The sequence below is a fragment of the Bradyrhizobium genosp. SA-4 str. CB756 genome (genome assembly GCF_000473125.1).
In the GTDB taxonomy this organism is placed as follows: Bacteria; Pseudomonadota; Alphaproteobacteria; order Rhizobiales; family Xanthobacteraceae; genus Bradyrhizobium; species Bradyrhizobium arachidis.
The window spans coordinates 4627381-4651660 of record NZ_KI421499.1 but is presented as its reverse complement, the minus strand read 5'-3'; the positions used below and the strand labels follow the sequence as shown (position 1 = coordinate 4651660).

Sequence of the window (24280 nt, the reverse complement as noted above, 5' to 3'; positions counted from 1 at the left end):
CCAAAGCGGCAGGTCGCGATGAGCAAGAACGTGATCCGGCGCAAATCGCTCGAGCCCAGGCCGGCCGCTGAGGCCGACCATGAGGGCCGTGACGGCGGCGTGCAGTCGGTCGACCGCGCGCTGTCGATTCTCGAAACTCTCGCTGAAGACGACGAAGGCTATCGCCTCAGCGATCTCGCCGTGCGGACCGGCCTGTCCGCCTCGACCGTGCATCGCCTGCTGGCGACGCTGGAAAGCCGCCGCTTCGTGCAGTTCGACCGCGCCGAATCCAAATGGCATGTCGGCGTCCGCAGCTTCACCGTCGGCGCAAGCTTTGCGCGGCGGCGCAATTTCTCCACGCAGGCGATTCCTTACTTGCGGAAGCTGCGCGATCTCACCCGTGAGACCGCCAATCTTGCCGTGGTGGACGATGAGTTCATCATCGTGCTGACCCGCATGGAGAGCCGCGAGATCATGCGGTCGCTGACCCAGGTCGGCGGCCGTGTCGCCATGGTGACGTCAGGCGTTGGCAAGGCGGTGCTTGCGACCTATTCCGACGAGGATGTCGGCGCGGTCATCCGCCATCACGGCATGCCCCGCCTGACCGAGAAGTCGATCGTGCGGCCAAGCGACCTGTTCAAGGAGCTCGAAAAGATCCGCAAGCAGGGCTTTGCGATCGACGATGAGGAGGCCTGCATGGGCCTGCGCTGTATTGCCGCAGTGGTCTATAACGACTGCGCCGAGCCGCTCGCGGCGATTTCGGTCTCGGGCATGACCAGCCGCCTGACCGACGACAGATTGCCGGAAATCGGCCAGATCGTGCGCGAAGTCGCCGGCGAGTTGACCATCGCGCTCGGCGGGGTGATGCCCGCCTCCGCCTAGCGAGGAACCAGGGTGCTGTCGGCTGGACAGCATAGGTCGTTTTGGCTGATATGCGACCAAACGACACAATGCGGCACACGATCAACACGTCCGCATAAGCCCTGGAGACTGCCCCGATGTTTCAATTCCCTGCGCGCCTTGTCGGCGCAGCCATCGCGCTGACCCTTGCGGCAGCAAGCCCGGCTTTTCCCCAGCAGCTCGAGCTCAAGCTGATGGCGCCGGCGGCCCCAGGCGGGGGATGGGACCAGACCGCGCGCTCGATGCAGCAGGCGCTGGTCGCCTCCGGCGTGGCGCGCAGCGTGCAGGTCACCAACGTTCCCGGTGCCGGCGGCAGCGTCGGTATTGCGCAGTTCGTCAACGGCGCCAAGGGCGACGGCAACCAGCTGATGATCAACGGCTTCGTCATGGTCGGTGCGCTCGCCATGAACAAGTCGCCGGTCACCCTCGATCAGGTGACGCCGATCGCGCGCCTGACCGAGGAAATCCAGGTGATCGTGGTACCCGCGAATTCGCCGATCAAGAATGCGCAGGATCTCGCCGCCGCAGTGAAGGCCGATATCGCCAAGGTCACCTTCGCCGGCGGCTCGGCCGGCGGCGTCGACCATGTGATGGCCGCGTTGTTCGCAAGCGCCGTCGGCGCGGACGCCAAGAAGATCAACTACATCCCGTTCTCCGGTGGCGGCGAGTCGCTCGCCGCGATCCTCGGCGGCAAGGTCACCGCAGGCATTTCGGGGCTGAGTGAGTATGAAGGACAGATCAAGTCCGGCAAGCTGCGCGCAATCGGGGTGACCTCGGAGAAGCGCATCCCGGGCAGCGATATTCCGACCTTCAAGGAGCAGGGCATCGACCTCGTGATCGCCAACTGGCGCTCGGTCGTCGCGCCTCCCGGCATCACGCCGGAGCAGAAGAAGACGCTCAGCGACGCGGTCGAGAAGATGGTCAAGTCGGACGCCTGGAAGGAGATCCTCAAGCAGAAGGGCTGGGAGGATGCCTATCTCGGCGGTGATGCCTTCTCTGACTTCCTGAAGAAGGAAATCGTGCGTGTCACCGACGTGCTGAAGTCGGTTGGTCTCGTCAAGTCATGAGCTCAAGCGATCCCGTCCAGCCGCGGCGCGTCGATCGCGCCGGCATCGTCATCGCCGCGCTGCTCGCAGGTCTCGCCGCGGTGCTGGTCTGGGACGCGCGCGGCCTGCAATCGGCCGCGATGTACGGCATGGGGCCGGAGGCGATGCCGGTCGTGGTCGCCAGCGGTCTTGCGCTGCTGGCGATCGGTAATTTCGTCGACGCGCTGCGTGGCAATCTGCCGGAGCGCGAGAGCGCCGATCCGGTGCCCGTCGTCTTGATCCTCATTGGCCTTGCGCTGCTGATCGCCATCATCGGCTTCGGCGGCGGCTTTATCCTCGCGACGTCAGCGCTGTTCGTGACGACGTCGGCCGCGTTTGGGCGCCGCGCTATCCTGGTCGACAGCATCATCGCCCTCGTGATGTCGACCCTCATCTACCTCGCGTTCGATCGCCTGTTGACGCTGAGCCTTCCGACCGGCCCGCTGGAGCGATTGCTGTGATGGACACTTTTGCGGCGCTGGCCCACGGCATGGCCGTCGCTGTCCAGCCGATGAATTTGCTCTATGCGCTGATCGGCGTGTTTCTGGGCACCGCCGTGGGCGTCCTGCCCGGCATCGGCCCGGCGCTGACGGTCGCGCTGCTCCTGCCCGTCACCTACAAGCTTGACCCCGGCGGCTCGCTGATCATGTTCGCCGGCATCTATTACGGCGGCATGTATGGCGGCTCGACCACCGCGATCCTGATCAACACGCCGGGCGAAAGCGCCTCGATGGCGACCGCGCTCGAAGGCAACAAGATGGCCAAGGCCGGCCGCGGCGGGCCGGCGCTGGCGACCTCCGCGATCGGCTCCTTCGTCGCCGGCACCATCGCCACCATTGGCCTGGCGTTCCTCGCGCCGTGGCTGGTCGATTTCGCCGTGCGCTTCGGCCCCGAGGATTACTTCGCGCTGATGTGCGTCGCCTTCGTCACGGTCTCGGCGACCTTTGGCGATTCCCCGGTCCGCGGCCTGACCAGCCTGTTCATCGGCCTGACGCTCGGCCTCGTCGGCATCGACAAGCTGACCGGTCAGGCGCGCCTCGCATTCGGCGTCCCTGAATTGCTCGACGGCGTCGAGGTGACGACGCTCGCGGTCGGCCTGTTCGCAGTGGGCGAGGCGCTCTACGTCGCATCGCGCCGTCACCACACCGAGGAGAAGCTCGAGCCGGTGCGCGGCTCGCTGTGGATGACCAAAGAGGACTGGAAGCGGTCGTGGAAGCCGTGGCTGCGCGGCACCATGTTCGGCTTCCCGATCGGCGCGTTGCCCGCGGGCGGCGCCGAGATCCCGACCTTCCTGTCCTATTCGACCGAGAAGCGGCTGACGAATCATCCCGAAGAGTTCGGCAAGGGCGCGATCGAGGGTGTCGCAGGACCTGAGGCGGCCAACAACGCTTCCGCCGCGGGCACCTTGGTGCCGCTCTTGACGCTGGGCCTGCCGACCTCGGCGACCGCTGCGATGATGCTGGCGGGCTTTCAGCAATACGGCCTCAACCCGGGGCCGCTGCTGTTCGCCGAGCGGCCTGACCTGGTCTGGGGCCTGATCGCCAGCCTGTTCATCGCCAACATGATGCTGCTGGTGCTCAACCTGCCGCTGGTCGGCCTCTGGGTGCGGCTGCTCGCGATCCCCCAGCCCTGGCTTTATGCCGGCATTCTCGTCTTTGCGACCATGGGAACCATCGCTGCAAAGCCCTCCGTGGTGGAATTGTCGATGCTGGCCGGCTTTGGTGTGCTCGGCTTCCTGATGCGGCGGTTCGATTTCCCGATCGCGCCGGTCGTCGTCGGCCTGATCCTCGGCCCGATCGCAGAAAGCCAGCTCCGCCGCGCGCTCGCGATCAGCCTCGGCGATCCCATGACGCTGGTCCAGAGCCCGATCTCGGCAACGCTGCTTGGCATCGCGTTGATCGCGCTCCTGGCGCCCTTCGTGCTGAAGGGACTCGGGCGGTTCAAGGCGAACGAGGATTAGCGATCCGTCGCGCGAATATCTGCTAGTCTCCCATCCATCCCGTGGGGAACGTCATGCCGTCGGAAATTCGCTCGCCTCGTCTCGCTGTCCTGATCGATGCCGACAATACGTCGGCCAAGATCGCGGATGGATTGTTCGAGGAGATCGCCAAGATCGGCGAGGCCAGCGTCCGTCGCATCTACGGCGATTTCTCCAACGCGCGGTCGAAGGGCTGGGCCGACATTCTGGCGAAGCACGCCATCATCCCGCAGCAGCAATTCGCCTACACGACCGGCAAGAACGCGTCCGACATCACGCTCGTGATCGACGCGATGGATCTGCTGCACAGCGGCCGCTTCGACGGCTTCTGCCTGGTGTCGTCGGACAGCGACTTCACCCGGCTTGCCGCGCGAATCCGCGAGCACGGCATCGACGTGTTTGGGTTCGGCGAGCAGAAGACGCCGGAGAGCTTTCGGCAGGCCTGCCGAAAGTTCGTCTACACCGAGAATTTGCGCGGCGGCGTGGTGAACAATCGAGATGCCGCGTCCACGCCACGTTCGCTGCAGCCGCCGGAAGCCGCAACATCAATCATCAAGAACGTCATCACCCAGGCGGAAAGCGAAGACGGCTGGGTCGAGCTTGGCGTCGTTGGAAAGCAGGTGACCAACCTGGCGCCCGATTTCGATCCGCGAACCTACGGGTCCCGAAAGTTGATCGACCTCGTGCGCAAGACCAACGCCTTCGACCTCGACCAGTCAAAGGGATCGGTGCGCATACGTGTCAAGCCTGTGACGGTGGCTGCGCCGGCGCCGAAACGACGTTCCCGGCGAAAAGCTGAGGAAGCCAAGAGCTGATCGCGAGGGCCCAAGCTCGCCATGGCCTGAAACGGCCGCCGGCGACGTTGCCCAATGCGTAAGCACGAGTGCCGTTTTATTTGAGTTGCCCCTGCCGCCGTCGGAGGCAACCATTACTGGGCTGTCCATGTCACGCGAGAGCCTCCGATGACCAAACTGACCCGTTTTTCCGTCGCGCCGCTGCACAGCATGACGCGGCGCCTCGCGGATGTTGCCTCGGGGCGCCTCGCGCCGGACCTCGTCGTCACGGGTGCGCGGGTGCTCTCGACCTATTCAGAGCGTATCCATCCAGGCCGCGAGGTCTGGATCACCGGCGGCCGCATCGCGGCGGTGAAGCCGGCCGGAGCGGCAAAGAAGGTCTGGAGCGGGGTCGCGACTTACGACGCGGCCGGCGGCATCATCGCGCCAGGACTGGTCGATCCGCACATCCACATCGAATCCTCGATGGTGACGGCCTGCGCCTATGCCGAGGCCGCGCTGCTCAACGGCACCACCACGATCTTCTGCGACAGCCACGAGATCGGCAACGTCATGGACGTCGCCGGCGTCGAGGCGATGCTGGAGGACGCCCGCGAGGCGCCGCTGTCGATCTTCCTGACGGTGCCGAGCACGGTGCCGGCGACCTCGGCCGAGCTTGAGACCGCCGGTGGCGACCTCACGCCGGACAAGATCGCAGGCCTGTTCGATCGCTGGCCCGAGGCGGTCGCGCTCGGCGAGAAGATGGACTTCGTGCCTGTCACGATGGGTGACGAGCGCAGCCATGCGATCCTCGCCGCTGCCCTGAAGCGGGGACGGCCGGTGTCCGGCCATGTCTATGGCCGCGAATTCGTCGCGGCCTATGCGGCATCGGGCGTCACTGACACCCATGAAGCGATCGACCGCGACATCGCCGACGATCTGCTCGACGCCGGCGTCTGGGTGTTCCTGCGCGGGGGCCCACCGACCACGCCATGGCATTCGCTGCCGCAGGCGATCCGCACCATCACCGAGCTCGGGGCCTCGCACAAGCGCGCGGCGGTCTGCACCGACGACCGCGACGCCGACGATTTGCTGCTGTTCGGACTCGATTGGGTGGTGCGCGAAGCCGTGAAAGCCGGGATGTCGCCGGAGCAGGCCTGGTCGATGGGCTCGCTGCACGGCGCGACGCGTTTCGGCATGGAGGGCGATATCGGCGGGCTTGGCGGCGGCCGCCGCGCCGATCTCGTGCTGATGGACGATCAGCTCAGGCCACAATGCACCTGGTATGGCGGCGAGCTGATGGTCGAGCACGGCAGGATTACCAAGCTGCTCGATCAGGCGCTGTCGCAGCGCTACGAATATCCCAAAGCGGCTTATGCGACCGTCAAACTGCCGGCGAAGATGAAGCTGACGCCGGAACTGCCGGCGAAGGCCTGCACCGTTAACGCAATCAAGACCGCGCTGCCCGGCATCACGCTGATCCATGAGAAGGTTGCGATCGAGCCGGTAAAGGACTGGCCGTCGCTGTTCGCGCGCTACGGTCTCTGCTTCGTCGCAGTGGTCGAGCGCCATGGCAAATCGCCTGGCAACGTCGCTCATGGCCTCCTCAAGGACTTTGGCCTGAAGCGGGGCGCGGTCGCCTCCAGCGTCGGCCATGACAGCCACAACATCATCGTCGCCGGAACCAACGAGGCCGACATGCAGGTGGCGATATCGGCGATCAAGGAAAAGCAGGGCGGCGTTTGCGTCGTCGCCAACGGCGAGGTGAGGGCGCTGGTGCCGCTGCCGATCGCCGGCCTGCTCTCCGACAAGCGTGTGACGGAAGTCGCTGAAGAGGTGAAGGTGCTGAAGAAGGAATGGGCCGAGGCCGGCTGCACTATCCCCTACATGGGGTTCAATTTGATTCCGCTATCGGTCATTCCGGAAATTCGTATCACCGACAAGGGCCTGGTGCTGGTACCTCAGATGGAGCTGGCGCCGCTGTTCGAGTGATTTCTTTCATGCATTTCTCGATCTAAGCGCTTGAGGCAGCCGCATTTTTCTCAACGCTGCCGCATCGTGGAAAATAAAATCGATCTCGTTGAGATCGGCTTCTCCGCATCTGATGATCTCGCTCGCTGACTTAAACCAAGCGAGGTCCGATATGGCGAAGATGCGAGCTGTCGATGCAGCCGTGCGTATCCTGGAGAAGGAAGGCATCTCGACGGCCTTCGGCGTTCCCGGGGCGGCGATCAATCCGCTTTACTCGGCGCTGAAGAAGCGCGGCTCGATCCGCCACATCCTGGCGCGCCATGTCGAGGGCGCCTCGCACATGGCCGAGGGCTATACGCGGGCGAAGGCCGGCAATATCGGCGTCTGCATCGGCACCTCGGGGCCGGCCGGCACCGACATGATCACCGGGCTCTATTCGGCGATCGCCGATTCCATCCCGATCCTCTGCATCACCGGACAGGCGCCGCGAGCGCGGCTGTACAAGGAAGACTTCCAGGCCGTCGACATCGAATCGATCGCAAAGCCCGTGACGAAATGGGCGGTGACTGTGCGCGAGCCGGCGCTGGTGCCGCGCGTGTTCAGCCAGGCGTTTCACGTGATGCGGTCTGGCCGGCCCGGACCGGTGCTGATCGACATGCCGCTCGACGTGCAACTCGCCGAGATCGAGTTCGACGACGAGACCTATGAGCCGCTGCCGGTCTACAAGCCCGCCGCGACCCGCAAGCAGGTCGAAAAGGCGCTGGAGATGCTCAATGCCGCCGAACGGCCGCTGATCGTCGCGGGCGGCGGCATCATCAATGCCGATGCGTCGGACCTGCTGGTCGAATTCGCCGAGATCGCCAACGTCCCCGTCGTGCCGACGCTGATGGGGTGGGGCGCGATCCCCGACGACCATGTGCTGATGGCCGGCATGGTCGGCCTTCAGACCAGCCACCGCTACGGCAATGCCACGCTGCTCGAATCCGACTTCGTGCTCGGCATCGGCAACCGCTGGGCCAACCGTCATACCGGCTCGGTCGAGACTTACACCAAGGGCCGCAAATTCGTGCATGTCGACATCGAGCCGACCCAGATCGGGCGCGTGTTCAATCCCGATCTCGGTATCGTCTCGGATGCCAAGGCCGCGCTCGAACTTTTCGTCGCCGTCGCCAGGGAGTGGCGCCGGTCAGGCAGGCTCCGCGAGCGCCAGGCGTGGCCCGCGGCCTGCCGCGATCGCAAGAAGACCATGCTGCGCAAGAGCCATTTCGACAACGTTCCGATCAAGCCGCAGCGCGTCTATGAGGAGATGAACAAGGCGTTCAGCCGCGACACCACCTATGTCACGGTGATCGGCCTGTCGCAGATCGCCGGTGCGCAGTTCCTCGGCGTCTACAAGCCGCGCAATTGGATCAATGCGGGGCAGGCGGGTCCGCTCGGCTGGACGCTGCCCGCCGCGCTCGGCGTGCGTGCCGCCTGTCCGGATCGGGAGATCGTGGCGCTGTCCGGCGACTACGACTTCCAGTTCCTAATCGAGGAGCTCGCGGTCGGGGCGCAGTTCAACCTGCCCTACATCCACGTCGTCGTGAACAATTCCTATCTCGGCCTGATCCGCCAGGCCCAGCGCGGTTTCGACATGGACTACCACGTTCAGCTCTCCTTCGAGAACATCAACGCGCCCGAGATCGGCGTCTACGGCGTCGATCATGTCGCGGTCGCCGAAGGCCTCGGCTGCAAGGCGATCCGCGTCACGGACCCGAAGGACACACAGGCTGCATTCGCGACCGCGCGCGAATTGATGGCCAAGCATCGCGTGCCGGTGGTGGTGGAGTTCATCCTCGAACGCGTCACCAACATCGCGATGGGCACCGAGATCGACAATATCGTCGAGTTCGAGGAGGTGCTGGACCTGCCGCTCGACGAGGTCGGGACCAAGCAGCCCGCCGTGCTGCAGCCGGCAGAATAGGGGACAGCGATGCCGAAATTTGCCGCCAACCTCACCATGCTCTTCAACGAGATGCCGTTCCTCGACCGCTTCGCTGCGGCGAAGGCGGCCGGATTTTCCGGGGTCGAGTATCTCTTCCCCTATGATTTCGACAAGGCGCAGCTGCGCGAGCAGCTCGAGGCCCATGGCCTGACGCAGGTCCTGCACAATCTGCCCGCAGGCAATTGGGCCGGTGGAGAGCGCGGCATCGCGATCCTGCCTGATCGCGTCAGCGAATTCCGCGACGGCGTATTCCGCGCCATCGACTATGCAAAGGCGCTCGATTGCGACCAGCTCAACTGCCTCGTCGGCATTGCGCCTGCGGATGCCGATCGGAGCGAGCTTCAGGAGACGCTGGTCGGGAACCTGCGCTTCGCCGCCTCGACGCTGGCGCGGGAGAACATCAAGCTGCTGGTCGAGCCGATCAACACGCTCGACATTCCCGGCTTCTTCCTCAACGGGACCGAGCAGGCGGTGCAGCTGATCTCCGAGGTACGGTCGAACAATCTGTTCATCCAGTACGATATCTATCACATGCAGATCATGGAGGGCGATCTCGCCCGCACTATGCAGGAATATCTGCCGCAGATCGCACACATCCAGCTCGCCGATAATCCTGGCCGCCATGAGCCCGGCACCGGCGAGATCAACTATCCCTTCCTGTTCCGCCATCTCGACGCGATCGGTTATCGCGGCTGGATCGGCTGCGAGTACAAGCCGCGCACCACGACGCTGGAAGGCCTGTCCTGGCACGCCGCGCAAACATTTGAGACCTGAGGAAACCCGGACATGATCGACATCGGCTTCATCGGACTTGGCACCATGGGACGGCCGATGGCCGGCCACCTCCTGGCCGCGGGTCATCGCGTTCTGCTGCACGACGTCGCGCCGGTCGCGCCTGAGCTGATTTCTGCGGGCGGCGTCGCCTGCAAATCAGCAAAGCAGGTCGCGGAGGAAGCCGATGCGGTCATCATCATGGTGCCGGATACGCCGCATGTGGAGGCTGTGCTGTTCGGTAAGGACGGCGTCGCGGCCGGCATCTCCAAGGGCAAGATCGTGGTCGATATGAGCTCGATCTCGCCGCTGGCCACCAAGGAGTTCGCGAAGAAGATCGAGGCGCTTGGCGCGGACTATCTCGACGCGCCCGTGTCGGGCGGCGAGGTCGGCGCGAAAGCTGCGAGCCTCACCATCATGGTCGGCGGGCCGGAGCGCGCCTTTGGCACGATGAAACCGGTCTTCGACAAGATGGGCAAGAACGTTACCCATGTCGGTGCCAATGGCGATGGCCAGACCACCAAGGTCGCCAACCAGATCATCGTCGCGCTGACGATCGAGGCTGTGAGCGAGGCGCTGCTGTTCGCATCGAAAGCCGGCGCCGATCCGGCACTGGTGCGCAAGGCGCTGATGGGCGGTTTTGCCTCGTCGCGGATTCTTGAAGTGCATGGCGAGCGCATGGTGAAGCGCAATTTCGAGCCCGGCTTCCGCATCGAACTGCATCAGAAGGATCTCAACCTCGCGCTCGAAGGCGCCCGCTCGCTCGGCCTGTCGCTGCCGAGCACGGCGGTAGCGCAGCAATTGTTTTCGTCCTGCACTGCGCATGGCGGCAAGGCCTGGGATCATTCCGCCATGGTGCGGGCGCTGGAACTGATGGCGGGCCATGAGATCGCAGCCAGCTGAACCGTTACGCGGTAACACTCTCCGGATGTGATGCATCTTTCGACCCGGCGGAACCGGAACAATGCTCCGGTCCCGCGGGTTGAAAGCGCACAACAACACTGGAGAGTGTGAATATGAAGTCCCGTCTTGCGATTTCGTTGGCTGCCGCGTCGCTGCTGGCGTCGAGCGCAGCCTTTGCCCAGTCGACGACCGAACAGGGCGCCAGGGACGGCGCGCGTGCGGGCGGCGACATCGGCGGTCCGGTCGGCGCGATGGTCGGCGGCACCGTCGGGGCGGCCGTCGGCGCGGGCCTCGAGATTCCGAATGCAGTGCTGGGCGGAATCCCGCGCAGTGACTCCGTCGTGGTCCAAGAGCGCGTCGTGGTCGGCGAGCCGCTGCCCCCGACCGTGGTGCTGCGACCGGTGCCGAACTACACCGAGTACCGCTATGCGGTCGTGAACGATCGCCGCGTGATCGTCGAGCCGCGCACGCGCCGCGTGGTGAAGATCATCGACTGATCGAAGCGTAGACTTTGGAGAGCCGGGCCCTGCAGAGCATCACTCCGCGGGGCCCTGGCTTGTCAGGGTCGCATTTGCGCGAAGGCGCGCGAGCGCCCAATCGGCTGCGGTGGCGAGCGCAAAGCCGATGCAGGCCGTGCCGGCATCGACCAGAAAATCCTCCAGCCGCGCATGCCGTCCCGGTGCCCACAATTGCATCAGCTCGAGCATGCCGATCAGGGCCACCGCGATAGCGGTGACTGCCAGGCGGCGATTCCTATAAGCGAGGCCAAAGGCCAGCCCGACCAGGAGGAAGGCGAGGGCATGCTCGCCATCCTGCCCGAGATCGGAATGCGGCCGCAGGGTCGGCGGTCCCAAGGTCGCAAAAGTGACGGCGGCCGCTAGAAGCCAGGCAAACAGGCGAACAAGAATGGACATCCGGCGCCGATAGCACGGATTTGCAACGGCCTGTACCGGATATGGATCAGATCGCCGTGTAGTTAATGACGAAACCTTAAAGTGGCTCGCGCACGCCGAGGCCGTGCATGAAACGCTCCCGTATTTGCACGGGGTCACGCCGGGTGGTGCCGACCCCGGGCTTGTCGTCGATGCGCACCGCGATCAGGCTGGGCTCGGAGCGTGACATCGCCTCGTCGACCAGACGCTCGAAATCCTCCTCGTCCGCGGCCCAGGCGCTGTTGGCGAGCCCTGAAGCGGTGGCGATGCCGACGATGTCGGCCACACTCGCAGCCGGCGTCGGTTGCGCGCCGGTGATCTGGTAGATGCCGTTGTCCATCACGATCATGATCAGGTTCTTCGGCTTCAATGCTGCAATGGTCGAGAGCGCGCCGAGTTGCATCAGCAGCGAGCCGTCGCCTTCGAGCGCGAAAACGCGGCGGTCGGGCTGCGCCAGCGCGACGCCAAGCGCGATCGGAAAGGCGAGGCCCATGCTACCGAGCATGTAAAAATTCTGCGGGCGGTGGCCGGCGGCCCAGAGATCGAAATTGGTATTGCCGATGCCGCCGATCACGGCTTCCTCGTGCTTGAGCTTCGCGATCAGGCGCGAGGTGACGTCGAAGCGGTTCATCACTTTGGTGTTGCGCGTGGTCATGGCAGCGCTCACTTGTCGAAGGTCTTGCCGCCGGTGAGCAGCGGGTTGAGGATCAGCGCCACCGGCGCCTGCGTGGTCACGGCCTGCTTGATCGAGCGGTCGGCGATGAATTCGAGCTCGTCGAGCCGGGTGATGGTGTGGTGCTCCAGCGCGAGCGAGTCCAGCACCGGGCGCATGGTGCGGCAGACCAGCGACTGTCCGTAATTGAACTCGCCGAGCGTGCCGCGCTCGGACACGAACATGATCAGCGGGATCTGGTAGGGCACCGCGAGCGAGGCGAGCACGTTGGCGAGCGTTGCAAAGCCGGAGGTCTGCATCAGCACCGCGCCGCGTCGTCCACCCATCCAGGCGCCGGAGACAATGCCGACGGCCTCTTCCTCGCGGGCGGTGGCGAAGGTGGTGAAGAAGGGATCGGCATGCAAATTCTTGATCAGCGGCGTCAGCACGCGGTCGGGCACGTAAGGGATGAGGCTGATCTCGTTCCGCTTCAGGGTCTGCAGGACGATGCCATGCCAGCTCTTGTCGCCGGACCCCTGTGCCGCCTGAGCCTGCTGTTCCGCAATCGCCATTGCGTTCTCCCTCGAGCCGCGCATGCTTCTTGGTTCTGGCCGTCGCGGCGGTCTGCCGAACTTGACGCAGGCAGCGGGATTGTCAACATGCCCGGGCCGGCACCGTGATCTGCGCCAGACGGCCTGCCGCGGCCGGCACCGCCATGGCATAAGCGGCAACAATGAGAAACGGGAGGGACGCATGGACGGGGCGCGGATTGCGCAGGCCTTGCGGGTCTCCATGAGAGAGCCGGAAGGGTCCTGATGTCCGTCAACAGCAAGCGCGTCTTCTACGTCAAATATCTGGCCAATCCGATCTATATCGACATCCTGAAGGCGCGCCCCGATGTCCGGCTCGATCGCATCGAGAACGAGAGCCCCGAGGATTTCTACGCGCCTATCCTGAGCGCGGCCCATGTCTACCAGATCGGCGCGGCCCGCGACGAACTGGCGCCGCACTTCCATGTCGACGCCGCCCTCCTGAAGCGCACGCCAAACCTCCTGCTGGTCTCCAGCAATGGCGCGGGCTTCGACCCTGTCGACGTCGAGGCCTGCACGGATGTGGGGGTCCTGGTCGTCAACCAGTCCGGCGGCAACGCCCATTCCGTCGCCGAGCACGCGCTGGCGATGATGCTGACCTTGTCGAAGCGCATCATCCAGTCCGACCGCAGGCTCCGCAGGGAGTCCAACGTCAACCGCAACGAGCTCGTCGGCAACGAGATCGAGCACAAGACCGTCGGCATCATCGGCCTCGGCAATGTCGGCCGCCGCATCGCCGCGCTGTGCAAGGGCCTGTTCGGCATGAAGGTGCTGGCCTACGATCCGTACCTCACGGCCGAGGTGATGGCCGAGCGGGGCGGCGAGAAGGTGGAGCTCGACGAGCTCTTGCGCCGCGCCGATTTCGTCTCGATCTCCTGCCCGCTGGACAAGCGCAGCCGCAACATGATCAGCACGCGCGAGTTCGCGCTGATGCAGCCGCACGCCTATTTCATCACCACGGCACGCGGCTTCATCCACGATGAGGATGCGCTGCTCCAGGCCTTGCGCGACAAGCGCATTGCTGGCGCGGGTCTCGACGTCTGGTCCAAGGAGCCGCCGCCGCCGGAGCATCCGCTACTCCAATTGGATAATGTGCTGGCAAGTCCGCACACCGCGGGCGTGACGATCGAGGCGCGTCAGAACATGGGCCGCATTGCCGCCGAGCAGGTGCTGGACACGCTCGACGGCAAGCGCCCGCCGCGCATCATCAATCCCGAGGTCTGGCCGCGCTATGCCGAGCGCTTCAAGCAGGCTTTTGGCGTGACGCCGCAGTAGCGGACGTGCGAAGTCTGTTCGTGCTCCGATCGTTGGTTACCAGGCTCAAAACAGAAAGCGGCAGATTTTACTGATGCCGTGAATGAACGCGTATGACTTGTCCTGTAGATCAGGATGCATGAGCATACTCTCGATTGCGACCTCCGGACTTTCTGCGGCGAGCCTGCGCGTGAACGTCGCCGCCAGCAATATCGCCAACATCAACACGACCGGGCCGCTCCCCGTGTCAGGCGGATCGAGCACATCGGCCAGCTCGGGCATTGCTCCGACGTATCCCGCCGCTTATGTGCCGCTGCGCGTCGATCAGGTCTCCCAATCGAGCGGCTCGGCGCCCGGCGGTACGATCGCGACCGTGTCGGCGGTTTCGCCGAGCTATACCGCGCAATCCGACCCGAGCGCTCCCTTCGCAAACCAGGATGGCCTGGTCGCCGCGCCGAACGTCGATCTCGCGAGTGAATTTGTTGAGCTGGCGACCGCAAAATACAGCTTCATTGCCAATGCGAAGGTCATTCAAGCCTACGCCGAGACAGAAGACACGCTTCTCGACATCAAGACGTGATCGCTGACGGATCGTCTCAAGGCCTAGCTTTGGCGGCGGGAACCGTCGCCAACCTTGATCCGCGTCAAAATCTCCTTTCCCCATCCGGCCTAAATGGGATTACAGTGCCGCCGGGGCAGCAGGGAGGTCCCATGTCCACTTATGTCGTCAGATTCATGAAGGACGTGTTCGGCCACGGGCGGGAGATCGAGGTTTGCCAGGGCACCCTCGAGGTCGACGCCTGCGATGAGAACGAAGCCAAAGAGCGGGCGAAAGCAAAATTCTGCAAGGACCAGGCCTTGCATCACTGGTCTCTGCATGCCGACCGGATTCAGGTGAAATCGGCTGACCTTCCGTCGTAAAGGCCGCGCAGGCCTATCTAGCGTCCGGGCGCCGTGAGCGCCGGCGGGGAGGTTGCGCCCGCGCCGAGCGAGCGCTGTACCATGACGGTGTCGGACCAGCGGCCGTGGCGATAGGCGACGCCGCCGAGCAGGCCGGCGCGCGCGAAGCCGAACTTCTCGTGCAGCGCCAGCGAGGGCGCGTTGTCGGCATCGATATAGCCGATCATCTGGCGGAAGCCGGCCGCAGCGCAGGCGTCGATCAATTCGCCGAGCAAGAGCCGTCCGACGCCGCGGCCGAGATGCTCGTGGTGGACGTAGATCGAGTGCTTGGCGGTGTAGCGATAGGCCGGCCGCTTGCGGAACAGCACCGCATAGGCATAGCCGACGACCTCGCCGCGAAAGGTCGCGACCAGGTGCGGCAGGCGGGTCTGCTTCAAATTCTTGCGACGGTCGCGCAAATCGTCCGGCTCGGGCGCGCCGGTTCCCTCGACGTCGCGCGGCACGCCGTTGCGGACGTGATGGCGGTAGATCGCCAGCATCGCCTCGACATCGCTCTCGCGTGACGGCCTGACCAGGACAGGCTCGTCACTCGCGCGCACAGCTGTTTCGTTCATCGGCACCTACTCGGCAACGACGTAAGTATAGAGCCCGATGCGTCCCTGCGCATCGGTCTCCTTGTAGACGCCCTGGATTTCCACATCGAAGCCCGGGAACGTGTTGAAGCAGGTCTCGAACATCTTGAGATAATCCACCATGGGCTTGGCCCGTTCCGTCAGCCGCTCGCCGGGCACGATGGTGGCAATGCCGGGCGGGTAGACCACGAAGGGCGTCGTGGCGATGCGGCCCGCGATCGCCTCGATCGGCAGATAGTCGACATCGTTCTTGAACAGATAGCGTGCGGCATCGCGGGGCGACATCGCGATCTCGGGCATGTGTTCGGGCATGAATTGCCGGGCCTGGAGTGCGCTGACGTCGGCGGCGCGGAAAAAGCGATGCATCTCGCCGCAGAGATCGCGCAGTCGCACGCCGGCATAGCGCGCCTGCCGCCGCTGGTAGAACTCGGGGATGACGTCGGCCAGCAGCGCATTGTCGTCATGCAGCTTCTTGAAGGCGACGAGGCCGGAGATCAGAGTGCCGGCCTTGCTCGCCTCGACGCCGGGGGTGAGCAGGAAAAGCAGGGAGTTGAGGTCGTTCTTCTCGGGGACGATGCGATTCTCGCGCAGATATTGCGCGACGACCGGAGCGGGGATGCCGTGCTCGGCATAGGTGCCGGTCGCGCGGTCGAAGCCGGGCGTGAGCAGTGTCAGCTTGTTCGGATCGGTGATGGCGAAGCCTTCAGCGAGATTGGGGAAGCCGTGCCAGTTTGTATCGGGCGAGAGCTGCCAGAGCGCGGGATTGGTGGCGAGCTCGTCGGTGGAGAGCGACTCCCAGGCGACGTTATGCGCGGCGCCGGGGCGGCTGACGTCGGGGATGGCGACGCGATCCGGGACGAAGGGCTCGAAGAACCAGCGCCGATCCGGATTCTGCTCCTTCTCCTCGAACTCCCGGCGCATCGCGCGGACCTTCTTGCGCAGCTCGATGCCGAGACGGATCGTGTCGTCCCAAAGCACCTCTCCGGAGCGGCCCTTCATCATTTGCGCGCCGACGTCGAGCGAGGCGAACAGGGGATAGAAGGGTGAGGTCGAGGCGTGCTGCATGAAACTTTCGTTGAAGCGGCGGTGCTCGACACGACGCTTCTGGCCGCGGATGTGGCGGTCCTTGATGTGGATCTGCGAGGCCTGCGAGAAGCTCGCGAGCTGCTTGTGGGTCGACTGCGTCGCGATGATGCCGGGCGCCTCTGGGGGAAGGTTCGCCAGCCCCATGGCGAAACGGCCGGCATAGAGCGGGTGGAATTTCATGAAGCCGGCCCAGGCCTCGTCGAACAGGATGTACTCGCAGAGATGGCCGATGCGCTTCAGGATCATCTCGGCGCTATGGATCGAGCCATCATAGGTGCACTGCTCGACCACGGCGACGCGGAACGGCCGTTCCTTGCGCCAGGCGTCGCGATCGGTCACCAACGGATGGTTGCGGATCGCCTCGCGCAACGCCTTCTCGTCGAGCATGTCCCAGCGCATCGGGCCGATCAGACCCCAGGCGTTGCGGACGGTCGGGACATAGACCGGGATGCCGCCATTGATCATCAGCGCGCCGTGATGGGCGGCCTTGTGGTTGTTGCGGTCGAACAGCACGAGGTCGCCGTCGGTGACGAGGGCGCCGAGCGCGACCTTGTTCGAGGTCGAGGTGCCGTTGAGCACGAAATAGGTCTTTTCCGCGCCGAAGATCTGGGCCGCTTCCTTCTGCGCCTTCAGCGCCGGCCCCTCATGGGTGAGGAGGTCACCGAGGTCGAGCACGGAATTGTCGAGGTCGTCGCGGAACACGGATTCGCCGAGATGCTCGACGAAGACCCGGCCGATCGGGCTGCGGTTGTAGAACACGCCGCCATTGTGGCCCGGGCAGGTCCAGAGCTGGTTGCCTTCCTCGGCATAGTCGACGAGGGCGCCGAAGAACGGCGTCTTCAGCGTCTCGGCATATTGCTTGAGCCGGCTGATCAGGTTCTTGGCGATGAAGGTGGGCGTCTCCTCGGACAGGAAGACGTAGCCGTCGATGAAGTCGAGCACCTCGACCGGCAGGTCCTCGAAGCGCTTGCGCCGGATAAGCAAGATGATCGGGAAGTCGAGGCCGCGGCGCCGCATCAGGTTGATCAGCGCCGAGGTCCTGCCTTCCAGGCCTTTCTTGCCCCAGTCCACCACCATGCAGCCGATTGCGGCATCGGTCTGCACCGCGATCTCGGCGTCTTCCAGCTTGCGGGCCCGGACCACCTCGAAGCCGGAGCGCTGGATCTCCTCGATGATCTGGTTGAAGCGGAGACCCTCGAGGTCGTCGGCGTCGAATGCCGGTGCTGCGAACAGGAAGTTGAAGCGCTTGAAATAGTCCATGGCGTGTCCCGAATGTGCGAGACGGACAGGTCTCAGCACATTCGATGACAGTTCTATGACAGAGAGCGTAAGAACCGGGAAAAGAGCTACCGCTTCGCCTCGCCGAACACCACCGTCGGCACGGCGCGGTTGACGATTTCCCGCAAGGCAAAGCTCGATTGCACCCGCGCGACGCGCGGCAGCCGCGATAGCTCGGTGCGATGGATGCGTTCGAAATCCTGGATGTCGCGGGCGAGCACGATCAGGATGTAGTCGTCGGTGCCCGACATCAGGAAGCAGCGCACGACAGAGGGGCATTTCACCACCTCGGCCTCGAACGCCTTCAGCGCCTCGTCGCTCTGGCTCTCCAGCGCGATGCGGACCAGCACGGTGGTGGTGAGGCCGAACTGGTTGAGATCGAGCGCGGCCTGATAGGCCTGGATGTAGCCGTCGTCCTCCAGCGCCTTCTGCCGCCGCGCCAGCGCGGTGCTGGATAGCCCAACCTTGTTGGCGAGCTCAGTGTGGCTGGCCCGCGCATTGGTGGTGAGTTCCGCGAGGATGGCGAGATCTTTCCGGTCGAGGGCCAAGGTTTTGTTTCCGGCGTGAAAGGGCGCTTGCGCGCCGGAAACCGGCGCGCAAGCAGCCAAACTAGCGGATATTTGCACGAAACCAAACCGCCCCCGTCGCTACGATCAACAACGGAATCAATGTGTTGGCGAGGAGCTCAAGATGCGTGTCGGTGTGCCCAAGGAGATCAAGGTGCAGGAATATCGCGTCGGGCTCACCCCGGGCGCGGTCCGTGAATATGTCGCGGCCGGGCATCAGGTCACGGTCGAGACCGGCGCCGGCAGCGGCATCGGCGCGTCCGACGAGGTGTATCAGCGGGCGGGGGCCACCATCGCCGCGAGCGCACGCGACATCTTCGCCGCATCGGACATGATCGTGAAGGTGAAGGAGCCGCAGAAGAGCGAGTGGGTCCAGCTCCGTGAAAGCCAGATCCTGTTCACTTACCTGCATCTTGCGCCGGATCCCGAACAGGCCAAGGGTTTGCTTGCGTCCGGCTGTACTGCGATCGCCTATGAAACCGTCACCGACGCGGCCGGTCACCTCCCGCTGCTGGCGCCGATGAGTGAAGTCGCCGGCCGCCTCGCGATCGAGGCCGCCGGCGCCGCGCTCAAGCGGTCCGCGGGCGGCCGCGGACTGCTGCTGGGCGGTGTGCCCGGTGTGCAGCCGGCGCGCCTCGTCTTGCTCGGCGGCGGTGTGGTCGGAACGCAGGCCGCGCGCATGGCTGCGGGTCTTGGCGCCGAAGTCACGGTGATCGATCGCTCTATTCCTCGCCTGCGCCAGCTGGATGACGTCTTTCTCGGGCGGGTCCGCACCCGCTTCTCCACGATCGAGGCGGTCGAGGACGAGGTGTTCGCCGCCGACGTCGTGATCGGCGCGGTGCTGGTGCCGGGCGCCAGCGCGCCAAAGCTGGTCACGCGCGCGATGCTGAAATCCATGAAGCCGGGGGCGGTGCTGGTCGACGTCGCGATCGACCAAGGCGGCTGCTTCGAGACCTCGCATCCGACCACGCACACCGATCCGACCTATGAGGTCGACGGCGTCGTGCACTATTGCGTCGCCAACATGCCGGGCGCGGTGCCGGTGACATCCAGCCAAGCGCTGAATAACGCGACGCTGCCGTTCGGCCTGATGCTCGCGAGCAAGGGCTTTGCCGCGGTGCTGGAGAATCCTCACTTGCGGAACGGACTGAACGTGCATCGCGGCCGCATCACCAACAAGGCGGTGGCGGAAAGCCTCGGGCTGGAGTTTGCGCCCGTGGAGAGCGGGCTGGCGGCTTAGAGCGGCTGTCAATCCGGCTTGCGGTGGCGGCTGCCGAGCGCGGCCGCGATCGTCTCGGGCTTCTCGATGCGTTCGATCAGCATGTTGATGCGGTCGCCGCCCCAGAACAGCTCGCCGTTGAACACCATGGTCGGCACGCCGAACACACCAAGTGCCTCGGCCTCGTCGATGATGCGGTCGTGCTCGGCGCGGGCAGGGCCGTTGACGTAGGCTTCGAACTCGCTGGGCGAGCCACCGCACGAGGTGATGATTTCGGTGATTGCCGCGAGATCGTCGATCTCCAGCTCATGGCTCCAGAATTTGCGGAACACCGTGTCGTGGTAGGTGCGGAAGAAGCCGTGCCGTTGCGCGAACAGCATGCCGACACTCGAATAGAAGGCGTCGTAGATCCGCCGCGGGCCCTTCATGACGAGCCCTTGCGCATTGGCATAGCGCCGCGCGTCCATATAGAGGTAGCGCACCTTGCGCCAGAAATGCGGCGTGCGCTCCTCGACCTTGCCCATGAACTCGGCGATGCGCAGCGTGTAGGGCCGCCATTCGAGCTCCACGCCGTGCGTCTCTTCGAGCTCGAACAGCCGCTTGTTCGCCACGAATGCGTAGGGACTCTTGTAGTCAGTGTAGATGCGGACGATCGGTTTGGGCATTGGGCGCTCCCTCCAGTCTACGCCTTCGTCAGCCTATATTGCCCCAGATCCGGATCGTGCGTCATGCGCCAATAGTCCACGAACCGCCAGGGCATGGCTGAAAACACGCGGCCGCTCGCATTGCGATAATAGGTGCTCATGCCCGGATGGGTCCAGATCATGGCCTCGTGCTCGACGTCGACCTTGCGGACGTAATCGTCGAGCACGTCGGGGCGAACGTCGATGACGGCGATATCGCGCTCGATCATCTCGGCGAGACAGGCGGAGATGTAGCGGCTCTGGCATTCCGACTGGAAGATGACGCTGCCGCCATGGGCCGGTCCGGAGTTCGGGCCGAGCATGCAGAAGAAATTGGGAAAATCAGGCACGGTGAGGCCGAGGAACGCGGTCGGATTGTCGTTGGCCCAGGCCTGCCGCAAATCCTTGCCGCCGCGGCCGCTGATGTTGAGACGCGCGGCCATCTCCGTCACCTTGAAGCCGGTAGCGACGACGATGATGTCGGCGGGGCGGTGCTCGCCGTCGGCGGCGATGATGCCGGTTTCGTCGAAACGGTCGATCGTGTCGGTGACAAGCTCGACATTGTCCCGCCTCAAGGTCTTGAACCAGTTGTTGTCGAGCAGGATGCGTTTGCCGTAGGGCGGATAGGTCGGAACGCATTTCTCGATTAGATCGGGCCGTCCCTGCAATTCGGACAGGATGAAGTCGGTCAGCTCTTGGCGATGCCGGTCATTGCCCTTGTTGACGGCGCGCTCGGGGTGCGGCCAGGCGGGGTCCTTGCGCAGGAACGGCAGCAGGCCGTCGCCATAGCGCCAGAACATGTTGAAGCGATACCACTGCACATAGAACGGCAGATGCGCCAGCAGCCAGCGCGCGCCCTCGGTGATCGGGTCGGAATAACCCTTCACCGGCCGCGCCCATTGCGCGCTGCGTTGATAGACCGTAACTGACGCGACGCGGCCGGCTATCGACGGCACCAGCTGCATCGAGGTTGCGCCGGTGCCGATCACGGCGACATGCTTGCCGTCGAGGTTGATGTCGCCGGACCAGAGCGCCGAATGCAGGATCGTGCCCTTGAAAAGTTCTTCGCCGTTGAAGTGCGCACGGGAGGGATCGTTGAGCTGCCCGATGGCGCTGACCAGCGCGGTGGATTCGAAGGTCTCTTCGCCGTCTTTCGTCTTCAGCGTGGATATCCAGCGCTTCTTGCCCTCGTCCCAGCGCGACGCCGTCAGCTCGGTGTTGACCCGCAAATGCTTGCGGATGCCGTATTCATCGGCGACCTTGAGCAGATAATCGAGCAGTTCCTCGCGCTGGCAGAAATAGCGTGTCCACGCATTGCCCGAGCCGAACGAGTAGGAATAGGAATGGTTCGGCGTGTCGACGCCGCAGCCGGGATAGCGGTTGATCCACCAGGTGCCGCCGAGCTCGTCGTTCTTCTCGACGATGGTATAGGGGATGCCGAGATGGCCAAGCGCCACGCCGAGCGCGATGGCGCAGACGCCGGCGCCGACGATCAGCACATGCTGCTCCGCAAGCTTCTCGTTGGCGGGCCTCTTGGTCCAGCGCGCCTCGCGCGGCACAAAACCCATTTCCTCGCGCATCAGCGGCGCATATTCCGGCGCGACGTTCTCGCCGAGACAGGCGCGCATCATCCTGAGCAACAGCTCCTCGCCGGGATCGGTGATGACAGGCTCCGGCGTACCATAGGCAAAGAGGTTGACGACCGCGGCGCGGATCTCGTCCTGGATCTCGCGGGGCACGCCGGCCTCGGGGTCGGGGATGAGGCGGATGTCGCGCTTGGGCAGGTACGGCGGCTCGAGCCATTTCTCGTCGCCCGTCATGTGCACCAGCACCATCAACAGGCAGCGGATGTCGGCCTCAGCAATTGCTGAGGCGAGGTCGAGCGGCTTGTGTGGAGATGCGATGTTCATGGCGTGTCCCCGGAGGCAGTGAAGAGGCCGCGCGTCATCAGCTTGCGATAGGCGGAGATGACGTGGTCGGGCACGGCGGTGACGCCGCCGTCCGAATAGGAATAGCGGCGGCTGAGATAGCCACGCGAGCCCATCAGCATGTGAACGATGGCCTCGAATTCCTCGTCGCTGTAATCGTGAATCGCGCCTGCCGCTCGCGCGCGGCGCAAGATGCGGACATAGGCGACCGAGATATTGTCCAGGTGCTTCTGGTAGCCGCTGGGCGCGAAGAACTCGGCCTCGTTGAGGATGCGCAGGAATTCCGGCACCTCGCGGATGAAGTCGAAGAAGGCGGAGAAGCGCGAAATTTCCTGCCTTGCCGCATCCGCCGTGCCGGTGCGGGCGCGGATGAACTCGACCATGTCGAGGCCGATCTTCGGCAGCAGCTGGTCGAGCAGCTCCTGTCGGTTCTCGAAATGATTGTAGAAGGTGCCTTGCGCGACGCCGGCCTCTTCGGTGATGCGGGCGACGGAGGCTTCGGCATAGCCATATTTGCCGACGACCTTGGTCGCGGCGTCAAAGATCTTCTGCTTGGTCCAGGCGTTGCGCTCGACGCGGTTGAGCTTGGTCACCTTGGCGTTCACTTGATTCATTCAGACGTCTCCAGCTCGGCGCGCAGCACGCGCTTGAGGATCTTGCCACTGGGATTGCGGGGGAGGCTGTCACGGATGATCAGCTGTTTCGGCACCTTGAAGCTCGCCAGTCGCGCGCGGCAATGTTCGGTGAGGGCAGGGAGCTCGAGGCTCGCGCCTTCCGCCAGCACGACGATGGCGATCGGCCGCTCGCCCCAGCGCGAATCGCGCAGGCCGATTACGGCGACCTCGCGCACTTCAGGCAGATCGTAGATGACGCGTTCGACCTCGGAGGAGGCGATGTTCTCGCCGCCTGAGATGATCATGTCCTTCTTGCGGTCGGTCAGGTAGAGAAAGCCCTCGTCGTCGAGATAGCCGACATCGCCGCTGCGGAACCAGTCGCCGAAAAAGGCGGAAGCCGTCTTCTCCGGATCCTTCCAATAGCCGCGCGTGATCTTGGGGCCGCGCAGGCAGATCTCGCCATTGACGTTCGGCGGCAGCGCCTTGCCGTCCTCGTCGCGGATCTCGATCCCGACATGGGCGATGGCGCGCCCGGTCGAGCCGATCTTCTCGATCTCGCGGCCCGCTTCCATGAAGGTGTCGCCGCCGACGGTCTCGGTGAGGCCATAGGCGTCGATATAGCGCGCATTGCGGAAGAATTCTGAGAAGGCGCGGATGCGGACTTCCGGTGTCTTCTCGCCGCCGCCGATCGCCCATGTCAGGCTGGAGACGTCGTAGCGGTCACGGGCCGGGCAGGTGAGCATCGCCGTGGTCATGACAGGCGCGAACCAGGCGGCGTTGAGCTTGTCCTCGGCGATGGCGCTGAGCGCCGTCTCAGGTTCAAAGTTTCGCTCGATGCGGATGAAGCCGCCATGCCAGAGCACGGCGATGCCGGGCAGGTCGAGCGCGCCGACGTGATAGAGCGGGCCGACGACGAGGAGGCGCGTCTCGGCACTCAGGCCGAGCGGGATCGTCTGGTCGGCCGACTTCCAGTAGAAATTATCGTACGAGAGCATCACGCCCTTGGGGCGGTCGGTCGTGCCCGAGGTGTACATCAGGCGCATCAGGTCGGACGGCGCGCGGATGTTCATGGACGCGGGTGCCGCGTCGCCTGCGAGATGCGTGACGCTTTGCTGCGCGGCCTCGCTCAGCACGACAGTCTTCGCGCCCGCTGCGTTCGCAGCCAATTCCTCATCGACGATCAGCAGCCGCGCGCCGGCATTGCCGGCGATGTAGCCGACCTCGTCGCGCGAGAGGCGAAAATTGATCGGCAGGAACACCGCGCCGAGATGGCTGGTCGCGAAGACCAGCTCCAGGAACGCGGCGCTGTTCTTCATCAGCACCGCCACGACATCGCCAGCGCCGATGCCCTGTGACGCGAGCCAGCCGGCCGTTTGCCGGATGCGCGCATCGAACGCCGCGTAGGAGATCACCCCGCCGCGATATTTCAGCGCGGGCCGGTCCGGCGTTCGCCGGGCATGAAAGGCGATGAAGCTCGAAAGGTTGATCATTCTGCGGTTTCGGGCCGATTGGCGGCCTCGTTTCCTCCTATTCTGAATTCTGACTCATAGTTCATGTTTGTCTTGACGTCACCCCCTGCCTCTGAAATTGTTGGGAACACGG

Annotated in this window: 24 protein-coding genes; 14 read left to right on the top strand and 10 right to left on the bottom strand. The window is 64.5% G+C overall.

From position 1 onward, the window contains the following. Positions 1-18: 18 nt before the first annotated feature. From BRAGE_RS0122810 to BRAGE_RS0122765, 10 genes are all read left to right on the top strand, one after another. Positions 19-861, top strand: a complete 843-nt coding sequence (locus BRAGE_RS0122810) for an IclR family transcriptional regulator (protein ID WP_027558867.1) — start codon at positions 19-21, stop codon at positions 859-861. A 116-nt stretch (positions 862-977) separates the two neighbouring features. Then, positions 978-1946 (top strand): Bug family tripartite tricarboxylate transporter substrate binding protein, encoded by a 969-nt coding sequence (locus BRAGE_RS0122805; protein ID WP_027558868.1) that lies wholly within the window; start codon positions 978-980, stop codon positions 1944-1946. After that, positions 1943-2425: a tripartite tricarboxylate transporter TctB family protein gene (locus BRAGE_RS0122800; protein ID WP_027558869.1), complete on the top strand. Its 483-nt coding sequence runs from the start codon at positions 1943-1945 to the stop codon at positions 2423-2425. Before BRAGE_RS0122805 ends, BRAGE_RS0122800 begins: the two co-directional genes overlap by 4 nt. After that, positions 2425-3924, top strand: a complete 1500-nt coding sequence (locus BRAGE_RS0122795) for a tripartite tricarboxylate transporter permease (protein ID WP_027558870.1) — start codon at positions 2425-2427, stop codon at positions 3922-3924. Before BRAGE_RS0122800 ends, BRAGE_RS0122795 begins: the two co-directional genes overlap by 1 nt. Before the next feature lie 53 nt (positions 3925-3977). Beyond that, positions 3978-4757, top strand: a complete 780-nt coding sequence (locus tag BRAGE_RS0122790; RefSeq protein WP_027558871.1) for an NYN domain-containing protein — start codon at positions 3978-3980, stop codon at positions 4755-4757. A 147-nt stretch (positions 4758-4904) separates the two neighbouring features. Further along, positions 4905-6707, top strand: coding sequence for an adenine deaminase (locus BRAGE_RS0122785; protein ID WP_027558872.1), 1803 nt, complete (start codon positions 4905-4907; stop codon positions 6705-6707). A 151-nt stretch (positions 6708-6858) separates the two neighbouring features. Further along, on the top strand, positions 6859-8649 hold the full coding sequence (gene gcl / locus BRAGE_RS0122780) for a glyoxylate carboligase (protein WP_027558873.1): 1791 nt from the start codon (positions 6859-6861) through the stop codon (positions 8647-8649). Positions 8650-8658: 9 nt separating this feature from the next. After that, on the top strand, positions 8659-9444 hold the full coding sequence (gene hyi, locus BRAGE_RS0122775) for a hydroxypyruvate isomerase (RefSeq protein ID WP_027558874.1): 786 nt from the start codon (positions 8659-8661) through the stop codon (positions 9442-9444). Between the two features lie 12 nt (positions 9445-9456). Further along, complete coding sequence (locus tag BRAGE_RS0122770; RefSeq protein ID WP_027558875.1) at positions 9457-10344, top strand: 2-hydroxy-3-oxopropionate reductase; 888 nt, start codon at positions 9457-9459, stop codon at positions 10342-10344. Between the two features lie 113 nt (positions 10345-10457). Next, the gene (locus BRAGE_RS0122765; protein ID WP_027558876.1) at positions 10458-10841 is read left to right on the top strand and encodes a DUF1236 domain-containing protein; all 384 of its coding nucleotides are present in this window, start codon (positions 10458-10460) and stop codon (positions 10839-10841) included. 39 nt (positions 10842-10880) lie between these two features. Here the strand turns inward: BRAGE_RS0122765 and BRAGE_RS0122760 are convergent, their stop codons facing one another. The 3 genes from BRAGE_RS0122760 to BRAGE_RS0122750 all read right to left on the bottom strand — a co-directional run bounded on the left by BRAGE_RS0122760 (position 10881) and on the right by BRAGE_RS0122750 (position 12500). Then, positions 10881-11258, bottom strand: coding sequence for a VanZ family protein (locus BRAGE_RS0122760; RefSeq protein ID WP_027558877.1), 378 nt, complete (start codon positions 11256-11258; stop codon positions 10881-10883). 76 nt (positions 11259-11334) lie between these two features. Next, positions 11335-11931: a thiamine pyrophosphate-dependent enzyme gene (locus BRAGE_RS0122755; RefSeq protein WP_027558878.1), complete on the bottom strand. Its 597-nt coding sequence runs from the start codon at positions 11929-11931 to the stop codon at positions 11335-11337. A gap of 8 nt (positions 11932-11939) precedes the next feature. Beyond that, positions 11940-12500, bottom strand: coding sequence for a thiamine pyrophosphate-binding protein (locus BRAGE_RS0122750; RefSeq protein ID WP_027558879.1), 561 nt, complete (start codon positions 12498-12500; stop codon positions 11940-11942). A gap of 243 nt (positions 12501-12743) precedes the next feature. Between BRAGE_RS0122750 and BRAGE_RS0122745 the strand changes: the two genes are divergently transcribed. The 3 genes from BRAGE_RS0122745 to BRAGE_RS0122735 all read left to right on the top strand — a co-directional run bounded on the left by BRAGE_RS0122745 (position 12744) and on the right by BRAGE_RS0122735 (position 14693). Beyond that, entirely contained in the window at positions 12744-13793 is a 1050-nt protein-coding gene (locus BRAGE_RS0122745; RefSeq protein ID WP_027558880.1) for a hydroxyacid dehydrogenase, read from the top strand. A gap of 118 nt (positions 13794-13911) precedes the next feature. Further along, entirely contained in the window at positions 13912-14352 is a 441-nt protein-coding gene (locus BRAGE_RS0122740) for a flagellar basal body rod protein FlgC (protein ID WP_027558881.1), read from the top strand. A gap of 131 nt (positions 14353-14483) precedes the next feature. Beyond that, complete coding sequence (locus BRAGE_RS0122735; RefSeq protein ID WP_027558882.1) at positions 14484-14693, top strand: hypothetical protein; 210 nt, start codon at positions 14484-14486, stop codon at positions 14691-14693. A 17-nt stretch (positions 14694-14710) separates the two neighbouring features. On the opposite strand, the gene BRAGE_RS0122730 is transcribed toward BRAGE_RS0122735, so the two are convergent. The 3 genes from BRAGE_RS0122730 to BRAGE_RS0122720 form a co-directional block, all read right to left on the bottom strand. Then, entirely contained in the window at positions 14711-15286 is a 576-nt protein-coding gene (locus BRAGE_RS0122730; RefSeq protein WP_027558883.1) for a GNAT family N-acetyltransferase, read from the bottom strand. 6 nt (positions 15287-15292) lie between these two features. Next, positions 15293-17650, bottom strand: coding sequence for an Orn/Lys/Arg decarboxylase N-terminal domain-containing protein (locus BRAGE_RS0122725; RefSeq protein ID WP_027558884.1), 2358 nt, complete (start codon positions 17648-17650; stop codon positions 15293-15295). Positions 17651-17736: 86 nt separating this feature from the next. Next, positions 17737-18216 carry an Lrp/AsnC family transcriptional regulator gene (locus BRAGE_RS0122720; protein ID WP_027558885.1) on the bottom strand — a complete coding sequence of 160 codons (480 nt, stop codon included), beginning with the start codon at positions 18214-18216 and terminating at the stop codon, positions 17737-17739. A 142-nt stretch (positions 18217-18358) separates the two neighbouring features. Between BRAGE_RS0122720 and ald the strand changes: the two genes are divergently transcribed. Next, a complete protein-coding gene (gene ald / locus BRAGE_RS0122715; protein ID WP_027558886.1) occupies positions 18359-19474 on the top strand; it encodes an alanine dehydrogenase in 1116 nt (371 codons plus the stop codon). 8 nt (positions 19475-19482) lie between these two features. Here ald and BRAGE_RS0122710 read toward each other — a convergent pair whose 3' ends face one another. The 4 genes from BRAGE_RS0122710 to BRAGE_RS0122695 are packed head-to-tail and all read right to left on the bottom strand — an operon-like array spanning position 19483 to position 24168. After that, positions 19483-20118 carry a 2-hydroxychromene-2-carboxylate isomerase gene (locus BRAGE_RS0122710; RefSeq protein ID WP_027558887.1) on the bottom strand — a complete coding sequence of 212 codons (636 nt, stop codon included), beginning with the start codon at positions 20116-20118 and terminating at the stop codon, positions 19483-19485. Positions 20119-20135: 17 nt separating this feature from the next. After that, the gene (locus tag BRAGE_RS0122705; protein ID WP_027558888.1) at positions 20136-22046 is read right to left on the bottom strand and encodes a flavin-containing monooxygenase; all 1911 of its coding nucleotides are present in this window, start codon (positions 22044-22046) and stop codon (positions 20136-20138) included. Beyond that, positions 22043-22678, bottom strand: coding sequence for a TetR/AcrR family transcriptional regulator (locus BRAGE_RS0122700; protein WP_027558889.1), 636 nt, complete (start codon positions 22676-22678; stop codon positions 22043-22045). The genes BRAGE_RS0122705 and BRAGE_RS0122700 overlap by 4 nt, the downstream gene beginning before the upstream one ends. Further along, a complete protein-coding gene (locus BRAGE_RS0122695; RefSeq protein ID WP_027558890.1) occupies positions 22675-24168 on the bottom strand; it encodes an AMP-binding protein in 1494 nt (497 codons plus the stop codon). The genes BRAGE_RS0122700 and BRAGE_RS0122695 overlap by 4 nt, the downstream gene beginning before the upstream one ends. Positions 24169-24280: the final 112 nt, after the last annotated feature.